The sequence below is a fragment of the Nitrospira sp. genome (assembly GCA_005116745.1).
Taxonomy (GTDB): Bacteria; Nitrospirota; Nitrospiria; order Nitrospirales; family Nitrospiraceae; genus Nitrospira_D.
In genome coordinates this window covers 1-558 of sequence record SWDS01000032.1, presented here as the reverse complement: position 1 = coordinate 558, position 558 = coordinate 1, and the positions used below count along the sequence as shown (strand labels likewise).

Genomic DNA, 558 nt, shown 5'->3' with positions numbered 1-558 from the left:
GATCCAGGGCATCCCGATCAAGCAGGCGCCGGCAGGTTCCGAGCGCGTAGAGGCCGCCCGTCAACTGCTGGAGAGTTACTACAAACAAATCATCGTCGATGGCTTCTTCCATGCCGATCCCCACCCTGGGAATTTGATGTGGTGGAAAGACCGCATCTACTTTCTCGATTTCGGGATGGTCGGCGCGATCGGCGCCGATCTCCGCGAGCATCTGCTGCTCTTGTTGATGGCGCTGTGGCAAGAAGATGCCGCGTTTCTTACCGATGTCACGCTGATGATGACCGGCGCCGTGAATCGCAAGGACCTCGATGTGCCAAAGTTTCAAAGTGAAGTCGGGGACGTGATGGCAAAATTTCGCTCTGCAGACCTTTCAGAGATGCAGATCGGGCCGATTCTACAAGAAATGAGCGTGGTCTCACTACGGCATGGAGTCCCGTTACCGGCCTCGCTCACGCTTGCCATCAAGGCGCTTGCGCAGGTGCAACTGGCGACTGCCGAACTTGATCCGACACTCGATCCATTCGACGTAGCCGGCAAGTTCTTGATGCGCTCGGTGGT

At 57.0% G+C, this 558-nt stretch carries 1 protein-coding gene; it reads left to right on the top strand.

Translation table 11 applies throughout. The features are described 5' to 3' along the window. On the top strand, positions 1–558 hold a 558-nt coding region (locus E8D52_18665), incomplete at both ends, for an AarF/ABC1/UbiB kinase family protein (GenBank protein TKB65088.1).